The following is a 23,117-nucleotide window of genomic DNA, read 5'->3' on the forward strand; positions in this document are numbered from 1 at the left end:
ACCGAAGCGTCCGAAGTCGCGTATCCCCCGCATGACCCTGCCCTTCCTGCCTTCGCGCCGGCGCCTGCTGGCACCGGCCCTCGCCCTGGGCGCCGTCGCGGCGCTCTCCGCCTGCTCCCCGGCCCGGCTCGTCAACGGGCTGGTGCCGGCCGACACCTATCGCTTCGAGGGTGGCATCGCCTATGGCGCGGCACCCCGCCAGAAGCTCGATCTCTACCGGCCCCTGGCCGGCACCTCGGACGTCCCGGCCGATGGCCGCAAGCCGCCGCTGGTGGTGTTCTTCTATGGCGGCACCTGGACCCATGGCGACCGGGCCGGCTTCCGCTTCGTCGGCGAGGCATTGGCCGCGCGCGGCGCGATCGTGGCCATCCCCGACTACGGCCTGGCGCCGGAATTCAGGTATCCGGTCTTCGTGCGCGACAGCGCGCTGGCCGTGAAATGGGCGCTCGACCAGGCGGCGCGGCTGGGCGCCGACCCGGCCCGCGTGTATGTCATGGGCCACAGCTCGGGCGCCTACAACGCCGCGATGGTGGCGCTCGACGGGCGCTGGCTGGGCGAGCTCGGCGCGCGGCCGAACCAGCTCGCCGGCTGGATCGGCATGGCCGGTCCCTACGACTTCCTGCCGATCGAGAATCCGCAGGCCCGGGTGGCGTTCAACTGGCCGGCCACGCCCGCCGACTCGCAGCCCTATGCGCATGCCGGCAGCGGCGCCCCGCGCACCCTGCTGATGGCGGCGGGCGACGACCGGACCGTCGATCCGCGACGCAACACCGCGCGCCTGGCGCAGCGGCTGCGCGCCGCTGGCGTCGACGTGCGCACCGAGTCGTTCGACGACCTGGGCCACGTCACGCTGATCGGCGCCATGGCGCGTCCATTGCGCTGGATCGGTGGTCCAGTGCTGCCTCCCGTGACCGAATTCCTGGGCCTGACTAGAACTAAAGGGTAAAGTTTTAGGCGGTCGATACAATCTTGCGCAACCTTTTTTCGCATGCCATCAACGGCCTCCAGGGCCACGAACAAGAGAATCAAGCAGTGAATCAGCAACAACTGAACCAAGTCACCACGGGCAAAGGCTTCATCGCCGCGCTGGACCAGAGCGGAGGCAGCACGCCCAAGGCCCTGAAGCTCTATGGCATCGAGGAAAGCGCCTACCAGGGCGATGCCGAGATGTTCGACATGGTCCACGCCATGCGCAGCCGCATCGTCACCAGCCCGGCCTTCGACGGCCGCCGCGTGATCGGCGCCATCCTGTTCGAGGCCACCATGGACCGCCAGATCGACGGCATCGACGCCGCCACGTACCTGTGGGACCGCAAGCAGGTCGTGCCCTTCCTCAAGGTCGACAAGGGCCTGGCCGCCGAGGCCGATGGCGTGCAGCTGATGAAGGACATGCCCGAACTCGACGTGCTGCTGCAGCGTGCCGTCGCCAAGGGCATCTTCGGCACCAAGATGCGCTCGGTGGTCAACAGCGCCAACGAGAAGGGCATCGCCGCCGTGCTCGACCAGCAGTTCGCCGTCGGCCAGCAGATCCTGGCCGCCGGCCTGATGCCGATCCTGGAGCCCGAGGTCTCGATCGGCGCGGCCGACAAGGCCGAGGCCGAGGTCATCCTCAAGAAGGGCTTCATCGAGCGCCTGAACGCGCTGCCGGCCGAGTCCAAGGTCATGCTCAAGCTGACGCTGCCGACCGTCGACGGTTTCTTCCAGGAACTGGTCGACCACCCGAAGGTGGTGCGCGTGGTGGCCCTGTCGGGCGGCTACGACCGCAACGGCGCCAACGAGCGCCTGGCGCGCAACCCCGGCGTCATCGCCAGCTTCAGCCGCGCGCTGACCGAAGGCCTGAGCGCCCAGCAGTCGGACGACGAATTCAACGGCGCGCTGGACAAGGCCGTCGAATCGATCTACCAGGCTTCGATCACCTGAGCCTCGACGCTCCGCCGGGACCCCGCGTCCCGCCGCACCGGCCACCGCTCGCGGTGGCTTTTTTCTGCGCGCACAATCCGCTTCCCGATCCACCTTTTCGTCAGTTTCCCATCCACGCCGCCGCCATGACCACCGTCCACACGTCCTCGATCCAAAGCCTGCCCCTGCTCGCGCGCGGAAAGGTCCGCGACAACTATGCGGTCGGCGAGGACCGCATCCTGATGGTCGCGAGCGATCGCCTCTCGGCCTTCGACGTCATCATGGGCGAGCCGATCCCCGGCAAGGGCGTGATCCTCACGCAGATGGCGCTGTGGTGGTTCGAGCGCCTGGGCCATCTGTGCCCCAACCACCTGACGGGCGAGGCGCCCGAGAGCGTGGTGACCGTCGCCGAGGTGCCGCAGGTGACCGAGCGGTCGATGCTGGTGCGCCGCCTGAAGCCGATCCCGGTGGAGGCCGTGGTGCGCGGCTATCTGGCCGGCAGCGGCTGGAAGGAATACCAGGAGACGCGATCGGTGTGCGGCGTGCCGCTGCCCGAGGGCCTGACCAACGCCAGCAAGCTGCCGCGTCCGATCTTCACGCCCGCGGCCAAGGCCGCCGCCGGCGAGCACGACGAGAACATCAGCTACGACCGCGTGGTCGAGATGATCGGCCCCGTGCTGGCGCAGCAGATCCGCGAGACCAGCATCGCGATCTACGAGACGGCGGCGCAGATCGCGCTGGCCAAGGGCATGATCATCGCCGACACCAAGTTCGAGTTCGGCCTGGACGACGCCGGCACGCTGGTGCTGATGGACGAGGTGCTCACCCCCGACAGTTCGCGCTACTGGCCGGTCGAGGGCTACGAGGACGCGCTCGCCGCCGGCGCCAATCCGCCGAGCTACGACAAGCAGTTCGTGCGCGACTGGCTCGAGGCCACCAGGATCAACGGTAAGCCCTGGGACAAGACGCCCCCGGCGCCGCGCCTGCCGGCCGAGGTGATCGAGAAGACCGCCGCCAAGTACCGCGAGGCGCTGGAGCGGCTGACCGACTGACGCCACCGCGCCCGCGGTCGCGGTGCGCTGCCGCTCAGCGGTTCTCCAGCACGGCCAGCGTGCGGCCGCCGGCATCGAGCAGCGTGAGCTGGGTGCCGCCGAGCAGGCTGTAGCCGGCGGTGGCCTGCAGGGCGTCGACGAAGGCGCTCTCCAGCATGCCGCGCTCCGCGTCCAGGCAGGCCATGCGCGTGGCCACCAGCGGGCCGATCCGCAGGGTGTGGCCGTCGCGCTGGTAGCCGCCGGAGACTCGGTTGCAGCCGCCCGAGCCGCTCACGCGCGTGCCGTCGAAGCGGATCTGGGGATCGCGCTGCGGATCGTTGCCGGCGGCGACCGGTTGCGACCCCAGCCGCGTCAGGCGCCAGACGCGCGATTCGATCGGCTCGTCCAGGCTGATGCCCGAGCCGCACGCCGCCAGCAGCGCCGTGGTCGTCGCGGCGAAGCCCGCCCTCAGGACGCCGCGTCGGCGCGTGGTGGCGGTCTCGGAGGGCGTCGGCGTGGCGTCGTGGTGATCGGCGGAGAAGCGCATGGCAGGGTTCCTTTGTGACGGTCATTGTGGAGCGGTGGCCTCCACCCCGGCGATCGGGTCGTACCCGCCCGGGCGCGACGGGCTCAGCTCAGGACCACGCTGCTGAGCCGTCGGCGATAGGTCGCCACCGTCGGATCGTCCGGCGGGATCTGGCCGTCGGCGACCTTCGGCCGGGGCGGCTCGATGATGTCGAGGATGGCGATGTAGGTCTTGCGCGCCAGGTCCTCGCTCCAGGCCTTGTCACGCATCAGGATCTCCAGCAGCTCGTCCATGGCGTCGGTCCAGCGCTGCTCGGCCAGCAGCAGCCGCGCGCGGCCGAAGCGGGCCTCGAAGTCGCGCTTGGCGCCGGCGATGCGGGCGTCGAAGGCCGCCAGGGACGGCGCCTCGCCGGCCACCGGCCGCGCGAAGTCGATGGCATCCATCCAGCGCGCCAGCGCGTCCAGGCGCCGCACCTGGGCGGTCTTGGCGATGACCGGGGCGAAGGCGACCTTGGCATCGTCGATGCGGCCGAGCTGCAGCAGCAGCTTGACGTAGTCGAAGCGGGCATCGTCGTTGGCCGGGTCGGTGGCCACGGCATGCTGCAGCTTCTCGAGCGCGCCCTCGGTGTCGCCCGCGGCGAGGGCGTCCAGCGCCGCTTCCTCCTCGGCCGCGGCCTCGACCTCCTCGGCCGCCGGCACGTGCTTGTCGAGGAACTCGCGGATCTTGTCGGCCGGAATGGCGCCGACGAAGCCGTCGACCGGCTGCCCGGCGACGAACATCACGCAGAACGGGATGCTGCGCACGCCGAACATTTGCGAGAGCTGCGAGGAGATCTGCGGCACCTTGTCGGCATCGAGCTTGGCGAGCGTGAAGCGCCCGCCATACTCGGTCTCGAGCTTTTCGAGCACCGGGCCGAGCTGCTTGCACGGGCCGCACCATTCGGCCCAGATGTCGAGCAGCACGGGCGTCTGGGCCGAACCTTCGATGAGGTCGGTCTGGAAGTTTTCGAGGGTGATATCGATCATCGGGAGCAGATGGGCACGAAACGTAAAATTGCGACCATGAACCAAACAATCCGGGTCGGTGTGGTGATGGGCTCGAACTCCGACTGGGAGACGATGCGCCATGCGGTAGAGATTCTTACGCAATTCGGCATCGCTCACGAAGCCCGCGTCGTATCGGCCCATCGCATGCCCGACGAACTCTTCGCCTATGCCGAGGGGGCCGCGGCGCGTGGCCTGGGCGCCATCATCGCCGGCGCCGGTGGCGCCGCCCACCTGCCGGGCATGCTGGCTGCCAAGACCACCGTGCCGGTGCTCGGCGTGCCGGTGGCGAGCCGCCACCTGCAGGGCGTCGACTCGCTCTACAGCATCGTGCAGATGCCCAAGGGCGTGCCGGTGGCCACCTTCGCGATCGGCACCGCCGGCGCGGCCAACGCGGCGCTGTTCGCCGTGGCGATGCTCGCCGCGGCCGGCGACATCGCGCTGCGCGAACGACTCGAGGCCTTCCGCGCCCGGCAGACCGCCGCCGCCCGCGCCATGACCCTGCCGCCGCTGGAGCCGGCCTCCGGGGTCGCCGCCACGGCGGATGCGCCGCTGGCCGCGGTCTCGCCGTTCTCGCCGCAGGGCGGAGGCGCGCTGTGACGGCGCCCGCGACCCCCTGCCTGGCGCCCGGCGCCACGCTCGGCGTGCTCGGCGGCGGCCAGCTCGGACGCATGTTCGTGCATGCCGCGCAGCGCATGGGTTACGCCACGGCGGTGCTCGATCCCGATGGCGACAGCCCGGCCGGCCGCGTGAGCCATCACCACGTGCATGCCGACTACACCGACGTCGCCGGCCTGGCGCGCCTGGCCGGGCTGGCCGAGGCCATCACGACCGAATTCGAGAACGTGCCCGCGCCCTCGCTGGAGCACCTGGCGGTGGCGCGACCGGTCGCGCCGGCGTCGGCGGCGGTCGCCATCGCGCAGGACCGCATCCAGGAGAAGGCGCATTTCGTGCGCTGCGGCGTCGCCTGCGCGCCCTATGCCGTGATCGAGAACGCCGTCCAGCTCGATGCCGTGCCCGACCACCTGCTGCCGGGCATCCTGAAGACCGCGCGCCTGGGCTACGACGGCAAGGGCCAGCAGCGCGTGGCCACGCGCGCCGAGCTGCTCGACGCCTGGAACATCACCAACGGCCTGCCCTGCGTGCTGGAGCAGCTGCTGCCACTCGAGTCCGAGTGCTCGGTGATCGTCGCGCGCGGTCACGATGCGCAGATGGTCCATCTGCCGGCGCAGCGCAACTGGCACCGCGACGGCATCCTGGCCGTCACCGAGGTGCACGAGGCCAACCTGCCCGCCGACGTGGCGCGCCGCGCCGTCGAGGCGACCCGCGCCATCGCCGAGGGCCTGGACTACGTCGGCGTGCTGTGCGTCGAGTTCTTCGTCCTCGCCGATGGCAGCCTGGTCGTCAACGAGATGGCGCCGCGCCCGCACAACAGCGGCCACTGGTCCATGGACGCCTGCGACGTCTCGCAGTTCGAGCTGCAGGTGCGCACGCTCGCCGGGCTGCCGCTGTGCCCGCCGCGCCAGCACAGTCCGGTCGTCATGCTCAACCTGCTGGGCGACCTGTGGTTCACCGGCCCGGCCGCCGGGACGGGCCGCGAGAGCCGCGAGGACCGCGACGCCATCCAGGAACCGCCCTGGGCCGACATCCTGGCGCTGCCGGGCACGCACCTGCATCTCTACGGCAAGACCGATGCCCGGCGCGGCCGCAAGATGGGGCACCTGAACATCACCGGGCCCGACATCGAGACGGTGCGCAAGACGGCCGATTTCGCCGCCGCGCTGCTCGGCCTGCCGATCCCGCTGTCGGAGTGAACGCGATGCGCGACTCCGGCAGCGTCGCGGGGAGCCCGTCGTGATCCGCGACGGCCGCATCGCCACGGCCGGCGCTGCGGCGGCCGACGCGGTGCTCGCCAAAGCCGCGCGGCGACTGCGCGCGGGCGCGCTGGTGGCCTTTCCGACCGAGACCGTCTACGGGCTGGGCGCCGATGCCGCCAGCGACGAGGCCGTCGCCGGCATCTTCCGCGCCAAGGGCCGGCCGAGCGACCATCCGCTGATCGTGCACATCGCCGCCGGCGCGCATGGCGAGCAGGCGCTGTCGCGCTTCGCGCAGCCGCTGCCGGCCTTCGCGCGCCGGCTGGCGCAGGCCTTCTGGCCCGGACCGCTGACGCTCATCGTCACGCGCCAGCCGGGCGTCGCCACGGCGGCGGCGGGCGGCCAGGACACCATCGGCCTGCGCTGCCCGGCGCATCCGGTGGCGCTGGCATTGCTGGAGGCATGCGCCGCGCAGGGCGTCGCCGGCCTGGCCGGACCGAGCGCCAACCGCTTCGGCCGCGTCAGCCCGACCACCGCGCAGCACGTGCGCTCCGAGTTCGGCGACGACCTGTTCGTGCTCGATGGCGGTCCGTGCGAGGTCGGCATCGAGTCGACCATCGTCGACTGCAGCCGGGGCGCCCCGGTGCTGCTGCGTCCGGGCGCCATCACGCGCGCCCAGATCGAGGCGGCCTGCGGCGAGCCGCTGCGCGACCGCCACGACCTGTCGGCGCCCGACCCGCGAGCCTCCGGCACATTGGCCGCGCACTACGCGCCCGATGCCCGGGTGCGCCTGATGGACGCCCGCACGCTGCAGTCGGCGCTCGACGTGCTCGGCGCCCAGGCCGCGCATCTGGCCGTCTGGACGCGCACCGGGATGCGCACGGCATCGCCGGATGTGCTGCGGCGGCGCATGCCCGACGACGCGGATGCCGTGGCGCGCGAGCTGTTCGCGGTGCTGCGCGATTTCGATGCCCGGGGCATCCGGCTGATCTGGATCGAGACGCCGCCCGATGCGCCCGAGTGGGAGGGCGTGCGCGATCGTCTGCAGCGCGCTGCGGCGGCCTGAAGGGGCGCCCCCCCGCCGGGTGGGCCGGCCCTGGAACATGCCGCGTTTCCAGGGCCCGGGCGACGGGTTTCAGGCTTTTCCTGGATCGCTTCGAGGTGACGTGCCGGCAACATCAAATGCCCCGTATCCCCTCCAGTATTTGGAATCCGCGATGACAAAGACGTCCTGCAATGCCACGCACCTCGACGACGCCCTGGTGGCCATTCGCGCGGCGCTGGCTTGCCTGGACCGTCCGCCCCAGCCGGCGCCCCCGGCCGGACCCGTCACGTCCTCCTCCTCCTCTTCGCCGATCGCCACGCGCGCGCCAGGCGGCCCCACGCCGGCCGAGTGCCGGGCCGAGCAGCTCGCCGTCCATCACTACCTGGCGGCGGCGAGCCTGCTGCTCGACGCCTCGCTCAAGCTGCTGGGTCAACCGCCGCAGCGTTCGTCCTTCGAGCGCTCGCGGCAGTGGTCGATGGTGATCCAGCAGACCAAGACGGCGGGGCGGATGGTCTATGGCGGCGCGCTGGCGCTCGCCGATCCCCAGGCGCCGGTCCCGACGTCGCCGGCCGCATCGCCGCGCGCCTGAGACCGCACCGGCGACCTCGCCCGCCGATGGGGTCGTTCAGTCCTGGACGGCCCAGTCCACCAGGGCGTCGAAGGCCGGCCGCGCCGCGGCGGCATGGGCATGGTTGGCGATGGCCACCACCACATAGCGCCGGCCGCTCGCGCCATCCACGAAGCCGGCCACGCCGGCGGCGTCGCGCAGGGTGCCGGTCTTCAGGTGGGCCGAGCCGCCCGAGCGCAGGGCGCGCCGGCGCAGCGTGCCGTCGACGCCGGCGGCCGGCAGCGAGGCCATCAGTTCCGACATCACCGGCGAACGCCAGGCCACCTGCAGCATCCGCGCCAGCGCCCCGGCGCTGATGCGCTCCTCGCGCGACAGCCCCGAGCCGTTGTCGAACACCGGCGCGTCGTCGTCGCCGCCGATGCGCTCGCTCCACCACTGGCGCATGACGGCGCGCGACGCCTCCAGCGTGCCGCGCCGCTTCTGCTGCAGCCCGAGCGTGAGGAACAGCTGCTGCGCCATCACGTTGTTGCTGTACTTGTTGATGTCGCGGATCACCTCCGACAGCGGCGGCGAGGCGACCTCGAACACCGGCTTCGAGCCGGCGGGCACGCGGCCGTCGCGGACCTGGCCGCGCACCTGGCCCCCCATCTGCGCCCAGGCGCCGGCGATGGCGCGCGCCGCGAAGGTGCGCGGCTCGGCATAGGCCACGCCCCACGTGCGCTCGCCGCAGGCGGCGATGTAGCCGCCGGCGAAACGCAGGCGCGACGGATCGGCCAGGTCGGCCGCCAGGGCGGTCTGCCAGTCGCCGCACTCGCCGGCCGCCAGCGGCACCGTGGCCTGCATCGCCACGCCGGCGAGCGCCGGCTCCCAGCTCACGCGCGCGACCTCGGCGCCACGGTCGGGCACGAAGGTCGCGACCACCGACTTGAAGTTGACCAGGAGGGCGTCGGGTCCGGCGTTGTAGGGCCGCAGGCCTTCGCCGTCGAAGGCGGCGGGATCGGCCTCGGCGGTCTCGAAGGCCTGGCGGTCCAGCACGATGTCGCCCGCGATGGTCTGGATGCCCAGGCCCTGGACGCGGCGCAGCAGCAGCCACAGCCGCTCGGCGACCAGCCTGGGATCGCCCTGGCCCTGGATGTAGAGGTTGCCCTGCAGCACGCCGTCGCGCACCGGGCCGTCGACGTGGACCGGCGTGGTCCAGGCGAAGGCCGGGCCCAGCAGGTCGAGGCCGGCATAGGTGGTGACCACCTTCATGATCGACGCCGGGTTCATCGGCGCCTGCGGCCGCCAGGCCAGGCGCGGCGCGCGGGCGCCATCGGCATCGGCGACCAGCAGCGTGACGGCCTCGCGCGGCACCTTGGCGCGGGCCAGCGCGGCATCGACCCCGGGTGGCAGGACCTGGGCGGCGGCGGCGCCGGCGAAGGCGAGGGTGCCGAGCCAGGTCGCGATCCCCAGCAGGCCGCCAGCCAGCGCGCGGCCCGGCCGATGGCCGGTGCGGGCGCGAGTGGCGGGGCGGTCGGAGCGGGCGGCGGAGGCGGAAAGGGCCGGGAAAGCGGGCCGGGTGGAAGGAACGGAAGACGCGATGACGGCGGGCATCGCCGAATTATCCCGGCCGGGACGCAGCGGCGGGCGGGCCTCGATAATCGGTGGATGTCCTGCGCCGTCCGTCCTCCGTCCCGATTCACCGCGCGCCAGCTGGGCCTCGCGGCGGCGGTCGTCACGGTGGTGGTCTGGACGGCCTTCATCCTGGTCGCCCGCGCCTCGGCCGCGCGCTCGCTCGCACCCCTGGACATCGCCTTCCTGCGCATCTGCGGCGCCGGTCTGGTGCTGGTGCCCTGGGGAGCCTGGCAGGTGGCGCGGGCACGCCAGGAGGCGGCTGCGGCGGGCGGGCCCGGCATCGCGCGGCCGGATTCGATCCTCGGCCTGTCGCCGCTCGGACTGCGACTGACGATGACGACGGGACTGCTCGGCGGCCTGATGTACGCCCTGCTGGCCTACAGCGGCTTCTTCTACGCGCCGGCGGCGCATGCCTCGGTGCTGCTGCCCGGCAGCCTGCCGCTGTGGACGTCGCTGCTGGCGGTGGTGGTGCTCGGCGAGCGCATCACGCGGTTCCGCGCCCTGGGGCTGCTGCTGATCGTCGCGGGCGACCTGCTGGTGGGCGGACGCAGCCTGCTGCAGGCCTTCGCGGGCGGACAGGTCTGGAAGGGCGACCTGTTCTTCATGGCGGCGGCGTTCTGCTGGGCCTCCTACAGCGTGCTGGCGCGGCGCCATGCGCTCGACGCGGTGCGCGCCACCATCGCCATCACGGTGTTCGCGTTCGTCGCCTATCTGCCGGCCTACACGGTGCTGGCCGCGACGGGTCTCGTGGCGAGCCGGCTCGCCATCGCGCCGGTCGGCGAGATCGTGTTCCAGATGCTGTTCCAGGGTGTCGGCTCGGTCGTGATCTCGGGCATCGCGTTCACGCAGATGATCCGGTACTTCGGCCCGGTGCGCTCCACCATGATCACCGCGCTGGTGCCCGGGTTGTCGGCCGTCGGCGCGGTGCTGCTGCTGGGCGAGCCGCTGTACTGGAACCTGGTGGTGGGACTGCTGCTGGTGACGGCCGGCATCCTCTTCGGCATCCGCCGATCCACCGTGCCGGCCACGCCGGAGCCCGCCATGCCCGCGCCCGTCGCCATGCCCGTCAACGCCACCCCCACCACCGCCACCGCCACCGCCACCGTGAGGGGCTGCCATGGCTGAGCGCCTCCTCGCCTTCGACACCAGCACCGATCGCCTGTCGATCGCGGTGCGCCATGGCGGACACGTCGTCGCGCACGACGGTCCCGGTGGTGCGCAGTCGTCGACCACGCTGATCCCGCGCATCCGCGCCCTGCTGGCGGAGGCCGGCCTGACGCTCGGCGCGCTCGATGCCATCGTCTTCGGCCGTGGACCGGGGTCGTTCACCGGCCTGCGCACGGCCTGCGCGGTGGCGCAGGGCCTGGGCTATGGCGCCGATGTGCCCTTGCTGCCGGTCGACACGCTGCACGCGCTGGCCGAGGACGCGCGCCATCGTTTCGGCACGCCGCGCGTGGTGGCATTGCTCGATGCCCGCATGGACCAGGTCTATGTGGCACGGGTCGCGTTCGACGGCGCCATGGCGACGGTCGCCGACACCGAGGTGATGGCCCCCGAGTCGGTGGTCGTGCCCGCGGGCTGGGTGCTCGCGGGCAATGCCTTCGCGGCCTATGGCGAGCGTCTGCCCGCCGCCGCCGGACGCCACGAGGCCTGGCCCACCGCCGAGGCGCTGCTGCGCCTGGCGCCGGCCCTGCTGGCGGCCGGCCGGGCGGTCGCGCCGGCCGATGCCTGGCCCCTGTACGTGCGCGACAAGGTCGCCCAGACCACCGAGGAACGCGCCGCCGCCAAGGCCGCCGCGATCCTGGCGACGCCGGCGCCGAGCGCGAAGGTCGTCCCGTGAGTTGGGCGATGGTCCGTCCCCGATCCATCCACATCGCGCCGAGCCATCCGGAGGTCGTCGAGTGAATGCCGTCCTGCAAGCCCCCGAGGTGCGCCTCGAATCGATGACGCTCGAACATCTCGACGCGGTCTGCGCCGTCGAGACGACCGCCTACGACCATCCCTGGAGCCGGGCGAATTTCGCCGACTCGCTGGCCGTGGGCTACCACTGCCAGCTGCTCGTCGGACCGGCCGACGAGGCCGCCGGCGGCGCCGAGACCCTGATCGGCTATTTCGTGGCGATGAAGGGGGTGGAGGAGGTGCACCTGCTCAACATCACGGTGGCGCCGGCGTTCCAGCGCCAGGGCTGGGCGTCGCTGATGCTCGACATCCTGGCCGGCTGGTCGCGCGCCCAGGGCGCGCAATGGCTCTGGCTGGAGGTGCGCACCGGCAACGCGCGGGCGCTGCAGGTCTACGAACGCCAGGGCTACCGGCGCGTGGGCGTGCGCAAGGGCTACTACCCCGCCCATGGCGGGCGCGAGGACGCGATCGTCATGAGCCTGCGCCTGGACGCGCCGGCCAGCGCCTGGGCGGGATTGCCGTCATGAGCGACGCGGCCTCGACATCCTCGTCGTCCGCCGTCGCCCGCGACGACGACGCACGGACACCGGCACCGGCCGCGCCGGGCCTGCGCCTGGACGCGCGGCAGCGCGCGATGCTCGACGAGATGGGCGTCAAGGTGTGGTGGCCGGCGCAGCGCACGCCGCCGGCCGGCATGGCGACTGGTGATGGGGCCGGTGACGCCGTGGGTGACGCGGCCGGCGATGCAGCCCTCCCGCCGTCGCGGCCCGTGTCGCGGGACATGTCGTCGTCGCCCCCGCCGGCCCCGCCGAGGCCTGCCGCCGCGCGTCCGGACCCGGCGCTCGACGTCCGCCCGCCGGCTGCCCCCGCGGCCATCGGTGCGACCCGGCCCGCGTCCGCATCGGCCCCGTCGGCCCCGTCGATCCGGTCCGCATCGCCATCGCGCGGCGTTCCCGGCGTGGCCTTCGACGCCCCGTTGCGGCTCTACGAGATGCTCGACGAGGACGGCCTCGCGGGACCGGCGACGGGCGGCTGGCTGGTGGTCGCGGACATGCCGCCCGAGACCGACGGCCGTCCCGGCGAACCATTCGCGGGCGAGGCAGGCCGTCTGCTGGACAACATGCTGCGCGCCCTGCAGCTGCACGACGGCCGCGCGCCGGTGCACCTGATGCGCACGCGGCGCGCCGCCGCGCCAGCGGGCGCCGCCGAGGCCGAGGCCGACTTCGCGTCGCTGGCGGATGGGCTGGCGCCACGTCTCGTCCTGGCGCTGGGGCCGCTGGCCGCCCAGAGCCTGCTGCAGAGCACCGATCCCCTGGGCCGCCTGCGGGGCCGCGCCGCGCCGCTGCGCCTCGCGCCGGCCGGGTCGCTCCATGCCCTGCCGGTGGTGGTCAGCTACCCACCGGCCTATCTGCTGCGCAATCCGGCCGACAAGGCCCGGGCCTGGGCCGATCTGTGCCTGGCGGCCGACTGCTTCGCCACGCCTGCGGACACGCCTGCGGCCTGACCGCCGGTTCCCTCGTCGCCACGTCCTCTGCCCGGGGCCGCCCTGCCGCGGCCCGCTACCCCGCACCTAGAATTCCCGCATGAACTTCCTCGACAAGCTGCGCGCCGCAGAACAGAAGAACCGCTCGCTGCTGTGCGTCGGCCTCGACCCCGAACCCGCCCGCTTTCCCGCCGGCCTCACCGGCGACGCCAGCCGGATCTACGACTTCTGCGCCCGCATCGTCGATGCCACGGCCGACCTGGCGATCGCCTTCAAGCCGCAGATCGCGTACTTCGCCGCCCATCGCGCCGAAGGCCAGCTCGAACGCCTGCTCGAGCACATCCGCCGCACGGCACCCGACGTGCCGGTCATCCTCGACGCCAAGCGCGGCGACATCGGATCGACCGCCGAGCAGTACGCCATCGAGGCCTTCGAGCGCTATGGCGCCGATGCGGTCACGCTGTCGCCGTTCATGGGTTTCGACTCGGTCGAGCCCTATCTGCGCCATGCCGGCAAGGGCGCCTTCCTGCTGTGCCGCACCAGCAACCGCGGCGGCGACGACCTGCAGGGCCAGCGCCTGGCGAGCGTGGCCGGCGAGCCGCTGCTCTACGAGCACGTGGCCGGACTGGTGCAGGGTCCCTGGAACATCAACGGCCAGCTCGGGCTGGTCGTGGGCGCGACCTATCCGACCGAGATCGAGCGGGTCCGCGCTCTGGCGCCGACCGTGCCGCTGCTGATCCCCGGCATCGGCGCGCAGGGCGGCGACATGGTGGCCACGGTGCGCGCCGGCTGGCGCCCCGATGCCCCGATCGTGGTCAGCTCGTCGCGGGCGATCTGCTATGCCTCGTCGGGCGACGACTTCGAGGCCGCCGCGCGTCGCGAGGCCACCCGCACCCGCGACGCCCTCGAGGCCGCCAAGTCCTGAGATGGCGCGCCCGGGCGGGGCCTAGGATCCGAAGAGCTTGGCGGCCTCGACCGGCTTGCTGAAGAGCCAGCCCTGCGCCAGCGCATGGGGCGCCAGCGTCAGGAAGTAGGCGGCCTGGTTCTCCTCCTCGATGCCCTCGATGACGATGCCCAGGCCCAGCACCTCGGCCATCGCCACGATCTGCGGCGCGATGGTGTCCTGGTCGCTCTGGTCGTGCAGCGCCTGCATGAAGGTGCGGTTGATCTTGATGGCGTCCACGCGCAGGCGCGAGAGGTAGGACAGGCTCGAGTAGTCGGTGCCGAAGTCGTCGATGTAGACCTTGTAGCCGGCCTCCCGCAGGCGGGCGATGGCACGGCCCATCTCGCGGCTGTTGGCCGTGGTGCGCTCGGTCAGCTCGAGCCCGATGCTGGCGGCCTTCAGGCCGGCGTCGTGCAGGCGCGAGTTCAGGAACGGCAGGAAGCTGCTGTCCATGATGTCGCTGGCCGCCACGTTCACGGTGATCTTGTAGTCGGGCCGGCGCCGCAGCTCGTCGCCCAGCTCCTGGAGCACGTGGTTGATGACGAAGCGGGTGATCTCGTTGATGAAGCCATCCTGCTCGGCCACGCTGATGAAGGCGTCGGGGCTGACCTGCTTGCCGGTGGTGTCGGTCCAGCGCAGCAGGGCCTCGGCGCCGACGCGGCGGCGGTCGGTCAGGCGCACGATGGGCTGGTAGACGAGCTTGAGCTTGCCCGAATGCAGCGCGAGCCGCAGCTGTCGTCCGAGCGAATTGGAGCGCCCGATCAGCGAGCTGAGCACGAAGCCGCCGCTCAGTCCGAGCAGCAGGCCGAAGATGCCGAACTCCAGCAGCACCGGCGAGCGCAGGATCGAGGCCGGCCTGCGCAGGGTGGCGACGATGCAGCTGGTGTGGGTGCTGGAGCAGCGCACCTCGTAGCGACGGTCCTGGACGTCGAAGGACTCGCCGGTGCGCAGCGGGATCTGGTCGAGTTCCAGCGCCGGTCCGTCGGAGAACAGGACCCGGCGCCTGCCGCCGGTCTCGGCCACCACGGTATAGGACAGCCGGGGGTCGACGGCATCGGCATAGGCCCGACCGTTGACGGTGACCACGGCGTCGCCCTGGGCGATCATCAGTCCCGAGGCGTCGGGGACGCCCAGCTGCGGCGTCGACAGCAGCACCCGCCGGCCCTGCGCATCGACGAAGTCGGGCGTGGGCAGGGCCACCGGGGGATCGACGCGGCCGATGGTCGACGTGCACACCAGCCGGCCATCCTGCAGTCGGGACGCCACCTTGATGTACTGCGAGGCCAGCACGATGCCGCGCAGGCGCCCGATCTCCTCGTCCGAGCACGCGACGCCCGGCAGGCGCGCGATCCGGCCGAGCGCCTCGGTGGCCTCGGACGTGATGCGGTCGGTGCGCGTGATGTAGGTGCCGGCCAGTTCCGCGGCTTCGATCTGCTGCTGGCGCTGGACCGTGAACTCTCCGATCAGCAGGGCCAGGGACGTGACCGCGACGGCCATGCCGAGCATGCTGATGACGGTGCGGGCCAGGGGTTTTTGGAACATGTTCGTGGGGCGGCAGCCGAAAGCCGGAAAGCTGGATTCTCGATGACGTGCACCGCGCCTGGACGTGAGGATGGTAACGGGCCCGGCCTCAATAGTGAGGGGGCACCTCGGAACGCGAATTGTGTCCTGAGGCAGACGTTCCGGGGCCGTCCTCCGGCAACTGGCGGCGCAATTGGTTCAGCTCGCCGATCAGGCGGTCGATCTGCTCCTGCTGGCGGTAGACCAGCAGGTTGAGCCGGTCGAGCAGGTCCTCGGTGAAGCTGGCCTTGACCTCCAGGTCGATCAGGCGGCTTTCGATGCGGGTTTCGTGTGACATCGCGGGATTGGACAGGAAGATGGGAAGGGGCGACGCGCGGGTCGGCGCTCAGCGACCCAGGCGCGACGAGACCGCGTTCGCGCTCTCCTTGAGCGCATGGGCCACGGGGCCGTCCCAGTCGGTGTCGAAGGTGCCCGAGGGACCGATCGCCGTCATGGCCAGCACGATGGCGCCGGTGTGGTCGAACACCGGCGCGGCCATCGCGCTCACCCCGGGCACCACCTCGTTGGTCGAGCGGCTCGCGCCTTGGGTGCGCACCTCCTGCAGCTGGGTCTCGAACTCGGTCCAGGACGGCAGTGGCGGCAGCACGGGCAGACCGGGACGCGCGGGGGTGTCGGCTTCGGCCTCGGCCGCCGGGCGCTGCTTCTCGCGCCGGCGTTCGGCATCGAGCTGTTGGCGCACGATCTCCGGCGCCAGGTAGGCGGCGAACAGCCGGCCGGACGCCGTGCGCGTGGGCGAGAAGACGGTGCCGTGGCGCAGGCTCACGTGGACCGGCGAGGGCGACTCGGCGATCTGCACGATGGTCGCGCCGCGCGCGCCCCACACGGCGATCGCCACGGTCTGGCCGATCGCCCGCGCCAGCGGCGCCAGCAGTGGCGCGGCGATGCGCACCGGATCGGCCTGCTGCAGGCCGATCAGTCCCAGTTGCAGGGCCAGCGGTCCGAGCAGGTAGTGGCCGCTGGCGCCATCCTGCTCGATCAGTCCGAGCCGGCCGAAGCTCACCATGTAGGGATGCGCCTTGGCCGGCGTCATGTCGGCTTCGCGCGCCAGGTCCTTCAGCGCCATCGGCCGGCCGTGATGGACCATGGCGCGCAGCAGCTGGCCGCCCACCTCGATGCTCTGGATGCCGCGCTGCACGCGGTCGCTGCCGGTGGCCATCGATATGCCCTGTCTTTCTTTGGAGTCGTGAGGACAGGGGATTAGACATGAAGCGCCGGACGCCCTAAACTCGCCGAATTCGCTCTCAGCGAATGAATTCAGGTTAGACGAACGACATGGCCGACCGGCCAGTTCCCACCGACCCAGGAGACCGCCCCATGACCTCACCCTCCACCACCACGCCGCCCCGGGCGCCGGACGCCGCGCCGGATGCCACGCTGCGCTACCAGTCCGGCTTCGGCAACGAATACGCCACCGAGGCCGTCGCCGGCGCCCTGCCACGGGGCCGCAACAGCCCGCAGCGCGCGCCCTTCGACCTCTATCCCGAGCTGATCTCGGGCACCGCCTTCACCGCGCCGCGTCACGAGAACCGGCGCAGCTGGCTGTATCGCCGCCAGCCTTCGGTGGTGGCCGGGCGCTACCAGCCCCACGCGCAGCCGCACTGGACGACCGGTGGCGGTCCGGCGCTGGTGCTGCCACCGGAACCCCTGCGCTGGGCCCCGCTGCCGTTCGACGGCGTCGATGCCGACTTCGTCGACGGCATGCGCACCGTGGCGGCCAATGGCGATGCGCAGATGCAGACCGGCGTGGCGGCGCATGTCTACCTGGCCAACCGCTCGATGACGCGGCGCGCCTTCGTCAACGCCGATGGCGAGATGCTGCTGGTGCCGCAGCAGGGCCGCCTGGTGCTGACCACCGAGATGGGCGTGCTCGAGGTGCGCCCGGGCGAGATCGCCGTGCTGCCGCGCGGCGTGGCGTTCAAGGTCGGCCTGCCCGATTCCGAGGCGGGCCAGGGCTTCTCGCGCGGCTATGTCTGCGAGAACTATGGCGCCCAGTTCCGCCTGCCCGAGCTCGGCCCGATCGGCTCCAACGGCCTGGCCAACGCGCGCGACTTCCAGGCGCCCGTGGCCGCCTACGAGGACGACGCCGCATCGGACGCGGCCGCGGACATCGGCGGCTACGAGATGGTGAAGAAGTTCGGCGGCCACTTCTGGCGCGCGCCGCTGCGGCGCTCGCCCTTCAACGTCGTGGCCTGGCACGGCAACCTGGCGCCGGTGAAGTACGACACCGCCCACTTCATGACCATCGGCTCGATCAGCTTCGACCATCCCGATCCCTCGATCTTCACCGTGCTGACCTCGCCCAGCGACACGCCCGGCACCGCCAACTGCGACTTCGTCATCTTCCCGCCGCGCTGGCTGGTGATGGAGGACACCTTCCGTCCGCCGTGGTACCACCGCAACCTCATGAGCGAGTTCATGGGACTGGTCTACGGCCAGTACGACGCCAAGCCCGGCGGCTTCAAGCCCGGTGGCGCCAGCCTGCACAACCCGATGGTGCCGCACGGCCCCGACGAGGAAGCCTTCGACAAGGCCAGCCACGGCGACCTGCAGCCGCACAAGCTCGATCACACCCTGGCATTCATGTTCGAGAGCCGCTACCGTCTCGTTCCCACTCCCTTCGCGATGCAGTCGAGCGCGCTCGACGACGACTATGCCGACTGCTGGGCCGGCCTCAAGGATCAATTCAAACCATGAACACCCCTCTCGACATGCACCCCGACGCCTCGACCCTCGACGCCACCCACGATCCCCTGCTGCGCAGCTGGGTCGCCTCGGCCAACGAGGCGGGCTGCGACTTCCCGATCCAGAACCTGCCATTCGGCCGCTTCCACACTGCCGGCGACCCGGCGCCACGCATCGGCGTGGCGATCGGCGACCGCATCCTCGACCTGCGCGCCGCCGGCGTGGTCGACCATGACGACATGAACATCCTGATGGCGCTGCCCTCGGCGCAGCGCGCCGCATTGCGCGCGCGCCTGTCGCAGGGCCTGGCGCAGGGCAGCGACCGGCAGGCCGCCTGGGAGCCATGCCTGGTCGAGCAGGCGGACGCGACGATGCACGTGCCCTGCCGCATCGGCGACTACACCGACTTCTACACCAGCGTCCATCACGCGACCACCGTGGGCAAGCAGTTCCGCCCGGACAACCCGCTGCTGCCCAACTACAAGTGGGTGCCCATCGGCTACCACGGCCGCGCCTCGTCGATCATCCCGAGCGGACAGCCATTCCGGCGTCCCAAGGGCCAGACCAAGCCGGCGGATGCCGAGGTGCCGACCTTGGGCCCGTCCCGGCGGCTCGACTGCGAACTCGAGCTCGGCTGGCTGATCGGCCCCGGCAACGCCCTGGGCGAACCGATCGAACTGGCCGATGCCGAGCAGCACCTGTTCGGCGTCACGCTCTTCAACGACTGGTCGGCGCGCGACATCCAGGGCTGGGAATACCAGCCGCTCGGCCCGTTCCTGTCGAAGAACTTCGGCAGCACCATCTCGCCCTGGGTGGTGACGATGGAGGCACTGGCGCCGTTCCGCACCGCGTTCGAGCGGCCGGCGCTCGATCCGCAGCCGCTGCCCTACCTCGACACGCCGGCCAACCGCGCGCGGGGCGCCATCTCGATCGCGCTCGAGGTGCTGCTGCAGACCGAGCGCATGCGCATCGCCGGCGAGGCGCCGGTGCGGCTCACGCTCACCGACATGGCGCGCGCGGCCTACTGGACGCCGGCCCAGCTGGTCGCGCACCACACGGTCAACGGCTGCAACCTGCAGCCGGGCGACCTGCTGGGCTCGGGCACGCTGTCGGGTCCCGGCGAGGACGAGGCCGGTTCGCTGATGGAGCTCACCGGCGGCGGCAAGCGGCCGCTGTTGCTGGCCAACGGCGAGCAGCGCACCTTCCTGGAGGATGGCGACACGCTGATCCTGCGCGGCTGGTGCGAGCGCGAGGGCGCGGTGCGCATCGGCCTGGGCGAGGCCAGCGGCACGGTGCTGCCGGCCCGCTGATCCCGTCGCGCCGCCCGCTGCGGCGCCCCGGTGACTTCGTCCGACACGGGGAGGGGAGAGGCGCCACCCAGAATCCGGCGGTGCCCGATCCCGCCCCCTCTCCTCCGCTTCCCGTGTCCGACATCCCCTCACCCTCCCGAAAGCCACGCCGCGGACGCCGGGCACCGACGCTCTCGATGACGGCCTGGCGGCAGTTCGTGGCCGTGGCCAAGCCCTACTGGCTGGGCGACCAGAGGAAGCGCGCCTGGTCGATGATCGCGCTGCTGGTGGTGCTGATGCTGTGCGAGACCCAGCTGGCGGTGATGCTCAACGACAAGACCGGCGAGCTGACCTCGGCGCTGGCCGGCCGCGAGGCCGACCGCTTCTGGAGCGCGGTGCGCGCCTGCCTCGCCGTGCTGGCCTTCGCGGTGCCGGTCTACGCGTTCTACTACTACCTGCGCGATGCCTTCTCCAACGGCTGGCGGCGCTGGCTGACCGCGCGCTTCCTGGATGGCTACCTGGGCAGCCGCCGCTACTACGAGATCGGCGCCAGCGGCGACCTCGACAACCCCGACCAGCGCATCAGCGAGGACATCAACACCTTCACCGGGCGCTCGATCCACTTCATGCTGATCTTCATCGGCTCGCTGATGCAGCTGGTGGCCTTCAGCGCCGTGCTGTGGTCGATCTCGCACGTGCTGGTGGGCTTCCTGGTGCTGTACGCGCTGGCCGGCACGGTGGGGGCGCTCTACCTGTTCGGCGCGCCGCTGATCCGGCTCAACTTCTGGCAGCTGCGGCGCGAGGCCGATTTCCGCTTCGGCCTGATCCGCCTGCGCGAGAACGCCGAGTCGATCGCGTTCTATCGCGGCGAGTCGCAGGAGCGCGTCGAGATCGACGCCCGCTTCGGACAGGTGTTCGTCAACTACGCCCGCCTGATCAAGAAGCAGCGTTCGCTCAACCTGTTCCAGCGCGCCTTCAGCCAGCTCACGCTGGTGCTGCCGAGCATCATCCTGGCCAACGACGTGCTCTCGGGCGAACTGGAGGTCGGCCGCGCGGTGCAGGCGGCCGGCGCCTTCGCCGCCGTGCTGGGAGCGATCTCGCTGATCGTCGACAACTTCGAGAGCCTGAGCCGCTTCGTGGCCGGCATCGACCGGCTGCACACGCTGTCGCAGCGGGTCTTCGGCGGACCGGTGCCCACGAGCGGCCACGTGGCCAAGCCCACGGCCTCGAGCACCAAGGCGGCCCGGCGGCAGATCGTCGCCGGCGCCGAGAACGTCGCCGTGGAAGGCGAGGGCGCGACCGGCGCCGCGGGTCCGCAGATCCAGGTCGAGATCGGCGACCAGCTCACGCTGGCCGCGCTCACGCTCTACACGCCGCGCTTCGGCCGCCTGCTGGTGCGGGACCTGAGCCTGTCGCTCGCGCCGGGCGACGGCCTGCTGATCACCGGGCCGAGCGGCTGCGGCAAGAGCTCGCTGCTGCGCGCCCTGGCCGGACTCTGGCGCACCGGCAGCGGCACGGTGCGCCATCCGCCACCGCAGGAGGTGTTCTTCCTGCCGCAGCGGCCCTACATGCAGTTCGGCTCGCTGCGCAGCCAGCTGCTCTACCCGGGCGGCAGCGACACCCAGGTCGACGATGCCCGGCTGGTGGCGATCCTCGACGAGGTCCAGATGCCCGAGCTCCTGCAGCGCGTCGGTGGCCTGGACGCGGCGCACGACTGGGAGAAGCTGCTGTCGATGGGCGAGCAGCAGCGCCTGGCCTTTGCGCGCGTGATCGTGCGCCAGCCCCGGCTGGTGATCCTGGACGAGGCCACCAGCGCGCTCGACAGCGCCAACGAGGCGGTGCTCTACCGCCGGCTGCGCGATGCCGGCATGACCGTCGTCAGCATCGCGCACCGCCCGGCGGTGCTGCGCTATCACTCCCACGTGCTGCGCCTCAAGGGGGGCGGGGACTGGGAACTGCTGCGGGCGGAGAACTACACCTTCGACGATTGAGGAACGCGCGCGGCAGGGCGCGCCGACCGCCGCCGCCCCGGATCGGATGCCTAGGCTGGCGTGCGGCCGGCTTCCAGATAGGCGCGCGCCCGCTGGGCCAGCGCCATCTCGCCCGGCGTGGCCGGCGCGAAGGCATCGACCGGCAGGGGTCGGCCCTGGGGGTCGAGTGCGACGAAGACCGCCAGGCACTCGGTGGCGGTCTGCATCTCGGCGCCGGTCATGTCGCCGCTGCGCACTTCCACCGAGAGGTTCATGCCGGTCCTGCCGGTGTAGGCCAGCCGGGCTTCCACCTCCACCAGGCTGCCGACGTGGATCGGGCGCTGGAACCGGATGCTGCCGACGAACACCGCCACGGCATGGCGCTGGGCCCACTGGGTGGCGCAGGCGCAGCCGGCCTCGTCGATCCAGCGCAGGACGGTGCCGCCGGGGATCCTGCCCCCGACGTTGACGGTGCCGGCTTCGGCCAGGAAGCGCAAGGTGATGGAGGACATGGGCGGACTCTCACGGATCGGAAGCGATCGGTGGGTGGATTATCCCGGCGCCCGGCCGGGGCGAGGCGGCCACAATGGCCGATCCCGTGCCCGAATCGATGACATCGCCCCGCATCCCCCCCATTCCCGGCCTGCTCGCCTTCGAGGCCCTGGCGCGCCTGCGCAGCGTGACGCAGGCGGCCGAGGCGCTCAACGTCACGCCCAGCGCCATCAGCCACCGCATCCGCCAGTTGGAGACGCAGCTCGGCTTCAAGGTCTTCGCGCGCGGCGACTTCAGCCTCAGCACGGATGGCGCGGCCTACCTGGTGCGGGTGCGCGAGGCGCTGGCGGCGCTGCAGCAGGTGCCCGGCCGGATGCCGCAGCCCTGCGCGCCGGCGGTGACGCGCCTGCGCGTGGCGGTCACGCCGACCTTCTCGCGCCAGCTGCTGCTGCCGCGCCTGGCGCTGTTCCGCCATGCCTTTCCCGACATCGAGCTGATCCTGCAGGTGACCATCCCCGTCCATTACGTGACGGCGGAGGAGGCCGACATCGAATTGCGCTTCGGCACCGGACCGTTCACCGACCGCGAGTCGATGCACCTGCTCTCCGACGAGGTCTGTCCGGTGTGCAGCCCCGACTACCTGCACGAGGTCGGTCCGCTCGACGGCTTTTCCAGCGACGAGATGGTGGCGCGCGCGCACCTCATCCGCTCGCCGCTGGAGCCATGGCGCACCTGGTTCCGCGCCACCGGCGTGACGCTGCCCGAGCCCCTGGCCGGCGCGCAGTTCAATGACCTGGGGCTGGTGCTGGACGCGGCCGTGGCCGGCTTCGGCGTCGCCCTGATGCGGCTGCGTCTGGGCCAGGCCTGGCTCGACAACGGGCGGCTGGTGCGGCTGTCGCGCGAGAGCGTGCGCTCGCCGCACGACTACTTCCTGTGCTGGCGTCCGGGCACGCTGGAGCGCTGGGAGTGCGCGGCGTTCGTCGACTGGCTGCGCCAGGCCCTGAGGGATTGAACGATCCCGGTCCCGGGCCGCGTGGCCACGTGTCGCGCATTCGACGGGTGGCAGGGATAGCACTCCCCGGCATGCCCTCGCCGACTGTGAAAATCCTTCACGCGGCGGCGCACTGAAATTCACGTCGATCGCGCCGGGGCTTCCTACAGTCGCTGGCGCATGCACGTGCAGGAGTGCGGCGCGGTCCGTCATCGGACATCCCACAACAAACCTCGGAGACGAACCC

23 protein-coding genes are annotated in these 23,117 nt (G+C 71.8%); 16 read left to right on the plus strand and 7 right to left on the minus strand.

Annotated features, from left to right (window positions below; genetic code table 11):
• Positions 1 to 31 precede the first annotated feature (31 nt).
• The 3 genes from AC1MLT_RS13390 (at position 32) to AC1MLT_RS13400 (ending at position 2,951) form a co-directional block, all read left to right on the plus strand.
• Positions 32 to 946, plus strand: coding sequence for an alpha/beta hydrolase (locus tag AC1MLT_RS13390; protein WP_481032692.1), 915 nt, complete (start codon positions 32 to 34; stop codon positions 944 to 946).
• An 86-nt stretch (positions 947 to 1,032) separates the two neighbouring features.
• Positions 1,033 to 1,920, plus strand: coding sequence for a fructose bisphosphate aldolase (locus AC1MLT_RS13395; RefSeq protein ID WP_481032693.1), 888 nt, complete (start codon positions 1,033 to 1,035; stop codon positions 1,918 to 1,920).
• Between the two features lie 125 nt (positions 1,921 to 2,045).
• Positions 2,046 to 2,951: a phosphoribosylaminoimidazolesuccinocarboxamide synthase gene (locus AC1MLT_RS13400; protein ID WP_481032694.1), complete on the plus strand. Its 906-nt coding sequence runs from the start codon at positions 2,046 to 2,048 to the stop codon at positions 2,949 to 2,951.
• A 34-nt stretch (positions 2,952 to 2,985) separates the two neighbouring features.
• On the opposite strand, the gene AC1MLT_RS13405 is transcribed toward AC1MLT_RS13400, so the two are convergent.
• Positions 2,986 to 3,477, minus strand: a complete 492-nt coding sequence (locus tag AC1MLT_RS13405) for an META domain-containing protein (protein WP_481032695.1) — start codon at positions 3,475 to 3,477, stop codon at positions 2,986 to 2,988.
• An 83-nt stretch (positions 3,478 to 3,560) separates the two neighbouring features.
• Complete coding sequence (locus AC1MLT_RS13410) at positions 3,561 to 4,481, minus strand: tetratricopeptide repeat protein (RefSeq protein WP_481032696.1); 921 nt, start codon at positions 4,479 to 4,481, stop codon at positions 3,561 to 3,563.
• A 36-nt stretch (positions 4,482 to 4,517) separates the two neighbouring features.
• On the opposite strand from AC1MLT_RS13410, the gene purE reads away from it, so the two are divergent.
• The 4 genes from purE to AC1MLT_RS13430 all read left to right on the plus strand — a co-directional run bounded on the left by purE (position 4,518) and on the right by AC1MLT_RS13430 (position 7,947).
• Positions 4,518 to 5,099 (plus strand): 5-(carboxyamino)imidazole ribonucleotide mutase, encoded by a 582-nt coding sequence (gene purE / locus AC1MLT_RS13415; RefSeq protein WP_481032697.1) that lies wholly within the window; start codon positions 4,518 to 4,520, stop codon positions 5,097 to 5,099.
• The gene (locus tag AC1MLT_RS13420) at positions 5,096 to 6,313 is read left to right on the plus strand and encodes a 5-(carboxyamino)imidazole ribonucleotide synthase (protein WP_481032698.1); all 1,218 of its coding nucleotides are present in this window, start codon (positions 5,096 to 5,098) and stop codon (positions 6,311 to 6,313) included. Before purE ends, AC1MLT_RS13420 begins: the two co-directional genes overlap by 4 nt.
• A 40-nt stretch (positions 6,314 to 6,353) precedes the next feature.
• The gene (locus AC1MLT_RS13425) at positions 6,354 to 7,379 is read left to right on the plus strand and encodes an L-threonylcarbamoyladenylate synthase (protein ID WP_481032699.1); all 1,026 of its coding nucleotides are present in this window, start codon (positions 6,354 to 6,356) and stop codon (positions 7,377 to 7,379) included.
• A 151-nt stretch (positions 7,380 to 7,530) separates the two neighbouring features.
• The gene (locus tag AC1MLT_RS13430) at positions 7,531 to 7,947 is read left to right on the plus strand and encodes a hypothetical protein (RefSeq protein ID WP_481032700.1); all 417 of its coding nucleotides are present in this window, start codon (positions 7,531 to 7,533) and stop codon (positions 7,945 to 7,947) included.
• Positions 7,948 to 7,983: 36 nt separating this feature from the next.
• On the opposite strand, the gene dacB is transcribed toward AC1MLT_RS13430, so the two are convergent.
• Positions 7,984 to 9,519 (minus strand): D-alanyl-D-alanine carboxypeptidase/D-alanyl-D-alanine endopeptidase, encoded by a 1,536-nt coding sequence (gene dacB / locus AC1MLT_RS13435; protein ID WP_481032701.1) that lies wholly within the window; start codon positions 9,517 to 9,519, stop codon positions 7,984 to 7,986.
• A gap of 54 nt (positions 9,520 to 9,573) precedes the next feature.
• Between dacB and AC1MLT_RS13440 the strand changes: the two genes are divergently transcribed.
• From AC1MLT_RS13440 to pyrF, 5 genes are all read left to right on the plus strand, one after another.
• Positions 9,574 to 10,665: a DMT family transporter gene (locus tag AC1MLT_RS13440; RefSeq protein WP_481032702.1), complete on the plus strand. Its 1,092-nt coding sequence runs from the start codon at positions 9,574 to 9,576 to the stop codon at positions 10,663 to 10,665.
• Entirely contained in the window at positions 10,658 to 11,380 is a 723-nt protein-coding gene (gene tsaB, locus AC1MLT_RS13445) for a tRNA (adenosine(37)-N6)-threonylcarbamoyltransferase complex dimerization subunit type 1 TsaB (RefSeq protein ID WP_481032703.1), read from the plus strand. The genes AC1MLT_RS13440 and tsaB overlap by 8 nt, the downstream gene beginning before the upstream one ends.
• 61 nt (positions 11,381 to 11,441) lie before the next feature.
• Entirely contained in the window at positions 11,442 to 11,966 is a 525-nt protein-coding gene (gene rimI, locus AC1MLT_RS13450; RefSeq protein ID WP_481032704.1) for a ribosomal protein S18-alanine N-acetyltransferase, read from the plus strand.
• Positions 11,963 to 12,943, plus strand: a complete 981-nt coding sequence (locus AC1MLT_RS13455) for a uracil-DNA glycosylase family protein (RefSeq protein ID WP_481032705.1) — start codon at positions 11,963 to 11,965, stop codon at positions 12,941 to 12,943. The genes rimI and AC1MLT_RS13455 overlap by 4 nt, the downstream gene beginning before the upstream one ends.
• A gap of 79 nt (positions 12,944 to 13,022) precedes the next feature.
• Positions 13,023 to 13,847: an orotidine-5'-phosphate decarboxylase gene (pyrF, locus tag AC1MLT_RS13460; protein ID WP_481032706.1), complete on the plus strand. Its 825-nt coding sequence runs from the start codon at positions 13,023 to 13,025 to the stop codon at positions 13,845 to 13,847.
• A 21-nt stretch (positions 13,848 to 13,868) separates the two neighbouring features.
• Here pyrF and AC1MLT_RS13465 read toward each other — a convergent pair whose 3' ends face one another.
• The 3 genes from AC1MLT_RS13465 to AC1MLT_RS13475 all read right to left on the minus strand — a co-directional run bounded on the left by AC1MLT_RS13465 (position 13,869) and on the right by AC1MLT_RS13475 (position 16,602).
• A complete protein-coding gene (locus AC1MLT_RS13465) occupies positions 13,869 to 15,407 on the minus strand; it encodes an EAL domain-containing protein (RefSeq protein WP_481032707.1) in 1,539 nt (512 codons plus the stop codon).
• 88 nt (positions 15,408 to 15,495) lie between these two features.
• Positions 15,496 to 15,723, minus strand: coding sequence for a SlyX family protein (locus AC1MLT_RS13470; protein ID WP_481032708.1), 228 nt, complete (start codon positions 15,721 to 15,723; stop codon positions 15,496 to 15,498).
• A 48-nt stretch (positions 15,724 to 15,771) separates the two neighbouring features.
• Positions 15,772 to 16,602, minus strand: coding sequence for an IclR family transcriptional regulator (locus AC1MLT_RS13475; RefSeq protein ID WP_481032709.1), 831 nt, complete (start codon positions 16,600 to 16,602; stop codon positions 15,772 to 15,774).
• A 158-nt stretch (positions 16,603 to 16,760) separates the two neighbouring features.
• On the opposite strand from AC1MLT_RS13475, the gene hmgA reads away from it, so the two are divergent.
• From hmgA to AC1MLT_RS13490, 3 genes are all read left to right on the plus strand, one after another.
• The gene (gene hmgA, locus AC1MLT_RS13480; protein WP_481032710.1) at positions 16,761 to 18,140 is read left to right on the plus strand and encodes a homogentisate 1,2-dioxygenase; all 1,380 of its coding nucleotides are present in this window, start codon (positions 16,761 to 16,763) and stop codon (positions 18,138 to 18,140) included.
• Positions 18,137 to 19,438: a fumarylacetoacetase gene (fahA, locus tag AC1MLT_RS13485; protein WP_481032711.1), complete on the plus strand. Its 1,302-nt coding sequence runs from the start codon at positions 18,137 to 18,139 to the stop codon at positions 19,436 to 19,438. The genes hmgA and fahA overlap by 4 nt, the downstream gene beginning before the upstream one ends.
• A gap of 176 nt (positions 19,439 to 19,614) precedes the next feature.
• Positions 19,615 to 21,408: an ABC transporter ATP-binding protein/permease gene (locus AC1MLT_RS13490; RefSeq protein ID WP_481032712.1), complete on the plus strand. Its 1,794-nt coding sequence runs from the start codon at positions 19,615 to 19,617 to the stop codon at positions 21,406 to 21,408.
• Between the two features lie 50 nt (positions 21,409 to 21,458).
• Here the strand turns inward: AC1MLT_RS13490 and AC1MLT_RS13495 are convergent, their stop codons facing one another.
• Entirely contained in the window at positions 21,459 to 21,899 is a 441-nt protein-coding gene (locus AC1MLT_RS13495) for an acyl-CoA thioesterase (protein ID WP_481032713.1), read from the minus strand.
• A 98-nt stretch (positions 21,900 to 21,997) separates the two neighbouring features.
• Here AC1MLT_RS13495 and AC1MLT_RS13500 point away from each other — a divergent pair, with 98 nt between their 5' ends.
• Entirely contained in the window at positions 21,998 to 22,891 is an 894-nt protein-coding gene (locus AC1MLT_RS13500) for a LysR substrate-binding domain-containing protein (protein WP_481032714.1), read from the plus strand.
• Positions 22,892 to 23,117 lie beyond the last annotated feature (226 nt).

The sequence above is a fragment of the Variovorax sp. PEI5 genome, assembly GCF_056679935.1.

Bases quoted from the DNA above. Each gene is read 5' to 3' on its own strand.
- AC1MLT_RS13475 (WP_481032709.1), bottom strand. From the start codon at position 16,602: ATGGCCACCGGCAGCGACCGCGTGCAGCGCGGCATCCAGAGCATCGAG.
- AC1MLT_RS13465 (WP_481032707.1), bottom strand. From the start codon at position 15,407: ATGTTCCAAAAACCCCTGGCCCGCACCGTCATCAGCATGCTCGGCATG.
- purE (WP_481032697.1), top strand. From the start codon at position 4,518: ATGAACCAAACAATCCGGGTCGGTGTGGTGATGGGCTCGAACTCCGAC.
- pyrF (WP_481032706.1), top strand. From the start codon at position 13,023: ATGAACTTCCTCGACAAGCTGCGCGCCGCAGAACAGAAGAACCGCTCG.
- tsaB (WP_481032703.1), top strand. From the start codon at position 10,658: ATGGCTGAGCGCCTCCTCGCCTTCGACACCAGCACCGATCGCCTGTCG.
- AC1MLT_RS13455 (WP_481032705.1), top strand. From the start codon at position 11,963: ATGAGCGACGCGGCCTCGACATCCTCGTCGTCCGCCGTCGCCCGCGAC.
- AC1MLT_RS13495 (WP_481032713.1), bottom strand. From the start codon at position 21,899: ATGTCCTCCATCACCTTGCGCTTCCTGGCCGAAGCCGGCACCGTCAAC.
- AC1MLT_RS13400 (WP_481032694.1), top strand. From the start codon at position 2,046: ATGACCACCGTCCACACGTCCTCGATCCAAAGCCTGCCCCTGCTCGCG.
- AC1MLT_RS13430 (WP_481032700.1), top strand. From the start codon at position 7,531: ATGACAAAGACGTCCTGCAATGCCACGCACCTCGACGACGCCCTGGTG.
- AC1MLT_RS13390 (WP_481032692.1), top strand. From the start codon at position 32: ATGACCCTGCCCTTCCTGCCTTCGCGCCGGCGCCTGCTGGCACCGGCC.
- AC1MLT_RS13490 (WP_481032712.1), top strand. From the start codon at position 19,615: ATGACGGCCTGGCGGCAGTTCGTGGCCGTGGCCAAGCCCTACTGGCTG.
- AC1MLT_RS13410 (WP_481032696.1), bottom strand. From the start codon at position 4,481: ATGATCGATATCACCCTCGAAAACTTCCAGACCGACCTCATCGAAGGT.
- AC1MLT_RS13405 (WP_481032695.1), bottom strand. From the start codon at position 3,477: ATGCGCTTCTCCGCCGATCACCACGACGCCACGCCGACGCCCTCCGAG.
- fahA (WP_481032711.1), top strand. From the start codon at position 18,137: ATGAACACCCCTCTCGACATGCACCCCGACGCCTCGACCCTCGACGCC.
- AC1MLT_RS13440 (WP_481032702.1), top strand. From the start codon at position 9,574: ATGTCCTGCGCCGTCCGTCCTCCGTCCCGATTCACCGCGCGCCAGCTG.
- dacB (WP_481032701.1), bottom strand. From the start codon at position 9,519: ATGCCCGCCGTCATCGCGTCTTCCGTTCCTTCCACCCGGCCCGCTTTC.
- AC1MLT_RS13470 (WP_481032708.1), bottom strand. From the start codon at position 15,723: ATGTCACACGAAACCCGCATCGAAAGCCGCCTGATCGACCTGGAGGTC.
- hmgA (WP_481032710.1), top strand. From the start codon at position 16,761: ATGACCTCACCCTCCACCACCACGCCGCCCCGGGCGCCGGACGCCGCG.
- AC1MLT_RS13500 (WP_481032714.1), top strand. From the start codon at position 21,998: ATGACATCGCCCCGCATCCCCCCCATTCCCGGCCTGCTCGCCTTCGAG.